This is a genomic window from Actinophytocola sp., from assembly GCF_036402745.1.
In the GTDB taxonomy this organism is placed as follows: Bacteria; Actinomycetota; Actinomycetes; order Mycobacteriales; family Pseudonocardiaceae; genus Actinophytocola.
Window position 1 is genome coordinate 1 of sequence record NZ_DASWSJ010000269.1, and the last position, 6,657, is coordinate 6,657.

The window sequence follows — 6,657 nt, forward strand, 5'->3', positions numbered from 1 at the left end:
GACCGGCTAGGAGCCGAAGTCCGCCAGCAGGCCGGCGTAGGGCTTGGCCGGGGGAGCGGCGAACTCACCCCGGGCGCCGGTCCGCAGGCCCATCCGCAGCAGCGACTCCACCGCGAGCGTCGCCGCCTGCACGCCGTCCACCACCGGGACGCCGAGCTCCGCGGACAGCGACGCGGTCAGGTGCGCCATCCCCGCGCAGCCGAGCACGATCGCGTCCGGCTCGTCGCTCTCGAGGGCCTTGCGGCAGGTCGCGAGCACCGGCTCGGCGGCGATCTCCAGCACCGGGACCTCGCACGCGTGCACCCCGAGGCACGACCGGCGCACGCCGTAGTGCGCGGCCAGGTCCCACGTGCGCCCCCGGGCGCGGGCCACCGTGGTCACCACGCTGAACCCGCGCCCCAGGTACGCCGCCGCCCGCATCGCCGCCTCGGCGATGCCCACGACCGGACCGTCGGCCAGCTCGCGGGCGGCGTCCAGGCCGGGATCGCCGAAGCAGGCGATCACGTACCCGTCCGCGTCCCCGAGCGAGGCCAGCACCCCCGGCACGCTGAGCGCCTCGTCGTAGTGGCTCTCGACCGACGCCGGGCCCATCGGCGCGGTCACCGCCCGGACCTCGGTGCCCGGCCCGGCCACCGCCCGCGCGGCCCGGCCGATCACCTCGGTCATCTGCGCGCTGGTGTTCGGGTTGATGACCTTGACGAGCACCGCTCAGCTCTCCGCCGGGGCCGCGGTGCGCTTGGTCAGCAGCAGGTGCGCCACGAACCCGACCGCCATGCCGATGAACCAGGTGTACTGCGCGGTCGTCGCCATCCCCGGCCCGCCCGTCCACAGCACCGGCACCATCGCGAGCCCCGCGCCGAGCACCGTCGCGATGATCGCCGGCGGGTTGTAGCCCTTGCGGTACCAGTACGCGCCGTGCTCGGACATGGTGAACATGGCGTCCACGTCGACCTTCTGCCGGCTCACCAGGTAGTAGTGCGCGATCAGCACGCCGAACAGCGGGCCGATGAACGCGCCCAGCACCTCGAGCGTGTAGTGGATGACCTCCGGGTTGTTGTAGAGGTTCCACGGCGTGATCAGCACCGAGCCGACGGCCGCGATCATCCCGCCGGCCCGCCAGCTGATGCGTTGCGGGCTCACGTTGGAGAAGTCGAACGCCGGTGAGATGAAGTTGGCGACGATGTTGATGCCGATCGTGGCGATGGTGAACGTGAGCGCGCCCAGCACGATCGCGAACGTGCTGTCGATCCGCGCCACGGTCTGCACCGGGTCGGTGAGCAGCTCGCCGAAGACCGGGATGGTGAGCGACGCGGTCACCACCACGAGGATCGAGAACATCAGGAAGTTCAGCGGCAGGCCGAGCAGGTTGCCCCGGCGGACCGCGGCGAACGTCCTGCCGTAGCGGGAGAAGTCGCCGAAGTTGAGCATCGGCCCGGAGAAGTAGGACACGACGAGCGCGATCGCGCCGAGCATCACCGGGACCGCGTCGAACCCGGCGTAGCGGATCTCGCCCAGGTTCAGGTCGATCGCGCCCCAGCCGGCCTTGACGATGAGGTACCCGCAGAGCAGGAACATCACCACGTAGACGGCCGGACCGCAGAAGTCGATGAACCGGCGGATCGACTCCATCCCGGTCCAGAACACCGCCGCCTGCAACACCCACAGCACCGCGTAGCAGACCCAACCGAGCAGCGACAGCCCGAGGAAACCGTGCTGGCCGACGTCGGCCAGCGGTCCGAGCCCGGGGAACAGCTTGAGCAGCACGATGATCAGGGCCGCGGACGCCAGGTAGGTCTGGATCCCGTACCAGGCGACGGCGATCAGCCCGCGGATGATCGCCGGGATGTTCGCGCCGAGCACGCCGAACACGGTCCGGCAGATCACCGGGTACGGCACGCCGGTGGCCTGGCTCGGTTTCGCGACGAGGTTGCAGAACACGTAGACGATGGAGATGCCGACCACGAGCGAGATCAGCACCTGCCAGCTGCTCAGCCCGAGCACGAACAGGCTGCCGGCGGTGACGTAGCCGCCGACACTGTGCACATCGGACATCCAGAACGCGAAGATGTTGTAGGAGCCCCAGGACTGCTCGGCCAGTGGGGCGAGGTCCTCGTTGGTGAGGCGTGGGTCGTAGTCCGGCTTGGCCACCCCGCTGCCGACCGGATGCCCGGCGGCCTCGACGAGGTCCTCCCGCGACGCGATTTCGGTCATGCTCGAAAGCTAGAAGCGGGTTATTACGTAGCCGTGTCGCGAATCGTATATTCCGCCTAGCCGCGGAACAGCCCGGTGTGCCGGGGGAGCGCGGCGAGCGCCACCTCCAGGCGCCGGTGGTGCTCGGCCGCCACCCGCAGCAGGGTCGTGGTGTCCCGGGCGGCGAAAGCGGCCAGCATGGCGTCGTGGTCGTGGTGCAGGGTGGCGCGGTCCGCCTCGGACAGGTGCGCCATCGGCTGCACCGGCTCGGTCATGTTCCAGGCGGACTCGAACATCGCCAGCAGCCGGTGCATCCCGCACGGCGCGACGAGCGCGAAGTGGAACCGCCGGCTCTCCCGGTGGTAGCCCCGCACGTCGCCGGCGGCGACCGCGTGCTCCAGCGCCTGGTGTGCCGCGGCGGCGCGGACGTCGTCGGCCGGGCCGGCCGTGCCGACGGCCGCGGTGAGCGCCGCCGTCTCCAGTACCTCGCGCACCAGGTACATCTCACGCAGCTCCGCGGTGGTCAGCTTCGCGACCGTGTAGCCCGCGTTCGGGCGGTGCTCCACGAGCCCCTCGCCGATCAGGGTCTTCAGCGACTCGCGGACCGGGATGCGGCTGACCCCGAACACCGCGGCCACCTCGTCTGGCGGGATCGGCGTGCCCGGCGGCACGCCGCCGTCGAGCAGGCAGCGGCGCAGCTCGGCCAGGATCGCGGCCTGCGAGGTGCTCGGCGGCTCGTGCAGCAGCTGCGCGATCAGCGCCGACCGGCGTCGTGGCCCTGGCATGGCGGCTCCTCGAGGTCGAGCCCCGAGGCTAGGCCGGGTGGCGGCGCCGTTGGTTGAGAGCGTGTGACATCAGTCCGGCTCGAAGAGGGTCAGCAGCGGCCCGGCCGGGCCGTCGAGCCGCGCGTCGGTCGACCGGAACGGCGTCCGCCCCGGCTCGGCTCGCCGAGCACCTCGGCCAGCTCGAGGGTGGCCTGACCTGCGTCGAGGATCGTCACCCGGCCGTTTGGGGGACCGCACGGCATCCCGCTCGGCGAGCCCGAGGACGTCACGGTAGAAAGGCACGGCCTGGTCGTAGTCGGCGGCGGTGACGACGAGGCAAAGGCGGCGGACCGGCCTACCCGCAGGATTAGGTCCCGGTCTCATCGGCGAGCCTCTTTGCCCGCTGGGCCAGCCGATCTCTAAGCTTCGGCGCACAGCGCGGACGACAAGGAGCTAGGTCGATATGTCGACATTTCATCCCTCGGAGCTGAGCCTCGCCCCACGAGCGGCCTCCGACGAGGACGAGGCGCTCGACGACGGCCCCAACGGCGCAGTCGGTCCCACCGGCCGGCCGAACCGGCACATCCCCGAGCCGCCGCTGCTCAACGGGCACGGCCCGGCCAAGGTGCTCGCGCTGTGCAACCAGAAGGGTGGCGTCGGCAAGACGACGTCCACGATCAACCTCGGCGCGGCGCTCACCGAGTTCGGCCGGCGGGTGCTCATCGTCGACTTCGACCCGCAGGGCGCGCTGTCGGTGGGCCTCGGCATCCCCGCGCACCAGCTCGAGCGCACGATCTACAACGTCATCATCGAGCGGTCCGCCAGCGTCGGCGACGCGATCATCCGCACCGGCGTGGACAACATGGACCTGCTGCCGAGCAACATCGACCTGTCCGCGGCCGAGGTCCAGCTCGTCGCCGAGGTCGGCCGGGAGCACACGCTCGTCCGCGCGCTGCGGCCGGTGATCGAGCAGTACGACTACATCCTCATCGACTGCCAGCCCTCGCTCGGCCTGCTCACGGTCAACGCGCTGGCCGCGTCCGACGGCGTGCTCATCCCGCTGGAGTGCGAGTTCTTCAGCCTGCGCGGGGTGGCGCTGCTCATCGACACCATCGAGAAGGTGCGCGAGCGGCTCAACCCGAAGCTGGAGATCACCGGCATCCTCGCGACCATGTTCGACCCGCGCACGCTCCACTCGCGCGAGGTCATCCAGCGCGTGGTCGAGCGGTTCCAGGACATCGTGTTCGACGCGGTGATCAACCGGACGGTCCGCTTCCCGGAGACCACGGTCGCCGGCGCGCCGATCACCGTGTGGGCGCCCCGCTCGGCCGGCGCGAAGGCGTACCGCCAGCTGGCCCGCGAAGTGATCGCCCGCGAAGGGGCGCTCACCCGGTGAACCGCCGAGCCTCCTTGCCGGGCGCGGCTGAGCTGTTCAGACCCACCGCACAGACCGAGCGGGGTGACGACGGCTGGCCCGACGCCGCTCGTCCCGCGCCCACGAACCATCACGCGGCACCCGGACCGCGCCGGGGAACGCCGCGGCAGAAGCACACCTCGAAGATCACCGTGTACGTGTCGGACGAGGAGCTGCTCGCGCTGGAGCACGCCCGCCTGGCACTGCGCGCGATGCACGGCCTCGTCGTCGACCGGGGCCGGGTCGTGCGCGAGGCGATCGCGGTGGTGCTCGCCGACCTGGAGGAACGCGGCGAGGACTCGGTGCTGGTGCGACGATTGCGTAATGACACCGGGAAGTAGCGTTCGTTGATCTCATCGGCCTCCGACGCCCCGGAAGAGTCGACGCCCACGCGGTTCACCGTTCGGTTGTCGAACTTCGAGGGTCCGTTCGACCTGCTGTTGCAGCTGATCTCCCAGCACGAGCTGGACGTCACCGAGGTGGCGCTGCACCAGGTCACGGACGACTTCATCGCCCACCTGCGCGAGGCCGGCGACAACTGGAACCTCGACGAGACGACGGAATTCCTCGTGGTGGCCGCGACGTTGCTCGACTTGAAGGCGGCGCGGCTGCTGCCGACCGGCGATGTCGAGGACGAGGACGACCTGGCGTTGCTGGAGGCCAGGGACCTGCTGTTCGCGCGGTTGTTGCAGTATCGGGCGTACAAGCAGGTGGCGTCGCTGTTCGCGGAGCTGGAGGCGAGTGCGCTGCGCCGGTACCCGCGGTCGGTGGCGCTGGAGGACCGGTTCGGGGCACTGTTGCCCGAGGTGATGCTGGGCGTGACCGCGCAACGGTTCGCCGAGCTGGCGGCGGCGGTGTTCCGCCCGAAGCCCCCGCCGGCGGTTTCTCTCGACCACCTGCACATGGGCAAGGTCTCGGTCCGCGAGCACGCGGCGGTGCTGCGGGTCCGGCTGGCGTCGTCCGGGCGCGCGTCGTTCGGCGAGCTGGTGGCCGACTGCGAGCACAGCATCGAGGTGGTCGCGAGGTTCCTGGCGCTGTTGGACTTGTACAAGGAGGACGTGATCGCGTTCCAGCAGGAGGAGGCCCTGGCGGAGCTGCACGTGGAGTGGACGGGCGGCACCGTGGCCGACGCGACCGCCGCCGGCGTCGCGGACGGCGTGGGCGACGAGGAGGATTACGGGTGAGTTCACCACAGAACCCGCAGGACCTGCGCGACCCGCGCGATCCGGCCTCGGCTGCCGGCTCCCCGGCCAACCGCTCCGCCGACGCGGACCCACCGACGGCCACCGAGCCCGTCCACAACCCGGAGGCCGACGCCCCGGAACTGTCGGTGGGCGCCGGTAGGCTGGAAACCGGGGGCCGGAGGCCAACCCACCCCGCGGAAGCACCACCCGAGCCGAAGACGCCAGCCACGCCAGGGGACGCCGACTCGCCCGCGGAAGCGGTCGCTGAGGCGACCTCGGCGGATGCTGATCCGCCCACGGAGGTGGCTGGCAAGTTCCCAGCCACGCCGGCGGATGCCGACCGGCCTACCGAGCCGGCCGCCGAATCTCCGGCCGCGCCCGCGGATGCCGGCCCATCCATCGACGTGATCTCGGCGGAGCAGCCCGAGCCTCCGATCGAACCGGCTGGTAGCGAGCCCGCCGATGCCGACCCGCCGACCGACCTGGCCGCCGAGGCGGCCATCGAGTCGCCGGCTGCGCCAGAGGACGGCGACCGACCCATCGATCTGGCCGTCGAGTCGCCGGCCGCGCCGGCGGATGGCGACCAACTCACAGACCTGGCCGATGAGGCGGGCACGGAGTCCCCGGCTGCATCGGCGGATGCCGATTCGCCCACCGATCTGGCCGCCGAATCTCCGGCCACGTCGGCGGATGGTGACCAATCCGCGGACCTGGCCGATGAGGCGGGCACGGAGTCCCCGGCTGCATCGGCGGATGCCGATTCGCCCACCGATCTGGCCGCCGAATCTCCGGCCGGGTCGGCAGATGCCGATCCGCCGACCGACGTGGCGGAGGAGCGGCCCGAGCCTCCGATCGAATCGATGGGTAGTGAGCCCGCCGAGGCCGATCCGCCCACCCAGGCCGCCGAAGGCGAGACGACCGCCGACCCCGCCGACCCCGCCGGACCCACCGAGGTCGCCGACCTCGCCGAAGCCACCGACGCCGCCGAAGTCACCGGCCTCGCCGAACCCGCCGGGGCCGAGCCCGCGGACGCCGATCCCCCCACCGAGGCCCTCGACGCGCCCCCGGACGAGAGCGCCGAGGAACTGCCCGAGCTCTCCGAGGA

General features: G+C 71.5%; 6 protein-coding genes and 1 pseudogene. 4 read left to right on the forward strand and 3 right to left on the reverse strand.

What is annotated here, in order from left to right; translation table 11 throughout:
• Nucleotides 1-6 precede the first annotated feature (6 nt).
• From VGD70_RS25520 to VGD70_RS25530, 3 genes are read right to left on the reverse strand one after another with little or no spacing between them, the layout of a single operon-like run.
• The gene (locus tag VGD70_RS25520; RefSeq protein ID WP_331085600.1) at nucleotides 7-705 is read right to left on the reverse strand and encodes an aspartate/glutamate racemase family protein; all 699 of its coding nucleotides are present in this window, start codon (nucleotides 703-705) and stop codon (nucleotides 7-9) included.
• A gap of 3 nt (nucleotides 706-708) precedes the next feature.
• A complete protein-coding gene (locus VGD70_RS25525) occupies nucleotides 709-2,211 on the reverse strand; it encodes an NCS1 family nucleobase:cation symporter-1 (protein WP_331085602.1) in 1,503 nt (500 codons plus the stop codon).
• A gap of 56 nt (nucleotides 2,212-2,267) precedes the next feature.
• Nucleotides 2,268-2,975, reverse strand: coding sequence for a GntR family transcriptional regulator (locus tag VGD70_RS25530; protein WP_331085604.1), 708 nt, complete (start codon nucleotides 2,973-2,975; stop codon nucleotides 2,268-2,270).
• Between the two features lie 442 nt (nucleotides 2,976-3,417).
• Here VGD70_RS25530 and VGD70_RS25535 point away from each other — a divergent pair, with 442 nt between their 5' ends.
• The 4 genes and pseudogenes from VGD70_RS25535 to VGD70_RS25550 form a co-directional block, all read left to right on the forward strand.
• Nucleotides 3,418-4,350 (forward strand): AAA family ATPase, encoded by a 933-nt coding sequence (locus VGD70_RS25535; protein ID WP_331085606.1) that lies wholly within the window; start codon nucleotides 3,418-3,420, stop codon nucleotides 4,348-4,350.
• Nucleotides 4,347-4,709, forward strand: coding sequence for a hypothetical protein (locus tag VGD70_RS25540; protein WP_331085608.1), 363 nt, complete (start codon nucleotides 4,347-4,349; stop codon nucleotides 4,707-4,709). Before VGD70_RS25535 ends, VGD70_RS25540 begins: the two co-directional genes overlap by 4 nt.
• Nucleotides 4,710-4,715: 6 nt before the next feature.
• Complete coding sequence (locus VGD70_RS25545) at nucleotides 4,716-5,552, forward strand: segregation and condensation protein A (RefSeq protein ID WP_331085610.1); 837 nt, start codon at nucleotides 4,716-4,718, stop codon at nucleotides 5,550-5,552.
• Nucleotides 5,549-6,657 (forward strand): annotated as a pseudogene (locus VGD70_RS25550) (hypothetical protein); the annotation flags it as partial. The gene VGD70_RS25545 and the pseudogene VGD70_RS25550, both read left to right, overlap by 4 nt.

Excerpts from the sequence above, each read along its gene's own strand:
- VGD70_RS25535 (WP_331085606.1), top strand. The coding sequence starts at position 3,418 with ATGTCGACATTTCATCCCTCGGAGCTGAGCCTCGCCCCACGAGCGGCC.
- VGD70_RS25530 (WP_331085604.1), bottom strand. The coding sequence starts at position 2,975 with ATGCCAGGGCCACGACGCCGGTCGGCGCTGATCGCGCAGCTGCTGCAC.
- VGD70_RS25525 (WP_331085602.1), bottom strand. The coding sequence starts at position 2,211 with ATGACCGAAATCGCGTCGCGGGAGGACCTCGTCGAGGCCGCCGGGCAT.